Raw genomic sequence first — 1,169 nt, forward strand, 5'->3', positions numbered from 1 at the left:
CCCAATGTGTTGGCTTTTTCCGGGTATATAAGTATGCGTGATACGATTGTGAAGACGGGTGTAAAGCTTTACGAATATCAAGGACCTTATTCGATTCATGCAAAGTCTGTGATTTATGATCAAAGACTCAGTGCCGTAGGCTCTTTTAATTTAGATTCCCGTTCTACATTTTTGAATAATGAATCAATGGTCATTATCGATAGTCAAGAATTTGCAAAAAAGCTGACGATGGCGATGGAAAACAAAATGGATAAAAGTATCCTTATTGCCAACCATAAGCGATGGATTAAATCTCCTGACATCCAAAAGAAAGAAGAACCTGTTATGAAGCGGACCTTCCTATACGCCCTTGCAAAAGTGACGAGGTTTTTTAAGGAATTTATTTAAACAATCGGCAGTAGAACAAAAAGCACTCAATGGTATATCCATTGAGTGCTTTTTGTTACATATCTTATAAATAAGTGAATAAATAAACTTATCACATAACGTAAATTATCCTCTTTTATTTATTGGAAAAACTAGGTAGTATAAACATAATAAACAAAAAGGAGGAAGGCACGTGGAGACCGCCGTTTTAATGAAACCAGATGCAGCTTATAAAGAGGCTTATATGAGCTTTTATCATGAATGGAAAGCAAGCGCGGAGAAAAAATGATTCCGTGGGTAATTGCTAAAGATCCTGCTTACTTTGAAAAAATGGTTCAAGAGTTGTTAGATGCAGAAAAAGGGATCGGATTAAAAAAAGGATATGTACCCGATTCCACCTACTGGCTAATGCATCACAAAAAAGTAATAGGCGTAGTTAATATCCGCCATGAGCTAAGTGAAATACTGCGAAACAGCGGAGGACATATAGGTTATGGTATTCGGCCAAGCGAAAGACAAAAAGGATATGCGAAGCTGCTACTGAAGTTATCTCTTCAAGAAATTAAAAAGCTGGGAGTTCAACGGGCATTAGTTGTGTGTGATGATTGGAACACTGCTTCTCGTCGAACTATTCTGGCAAACGGTGGTATACAAGACGAGGATTATATAGAAGAGGACGGAGCTGTCGTTCAACGCTTTTGGATTCATACGGATAAAATGGCATAAGAAAGAGGTGAATTCTTCAATTCTCCTCTTTTATGCTTAGTCATATTGTTTTAAAGCTAACTTCAGCCGCATATAGG

Annotated in this window: 1 protein-coding gene and 1 pseudogene; both read left to right on the top strand. The window is 37.4% G+C overall.

Annotation, left to right across the window (positions count from 1 at the left end; all coding sequences use genetic code 11):
- A partial coding sequence (locus AC1DRF_RS28800; protein ID WP_477742414.1) for a phospholipase D-like domain-containing protein occupies positions 1–387 on the top strand: 387 nt, incomplete at its 5' end.
- A 190-nt stretch (positions 388–577) separates the two neighbouring features.
- Positions 578–1,092, top strand: a pseudogene (locus tag AC1DRF_RS28805) (GNAT family N-acetyltransferase).
- Positions 1,093–1,169: the final 77 nt, after the last annotated feature.

The sequence above is a fragment of the Priestia sp. P5_B4 genome (assembly GCF_056400385.1).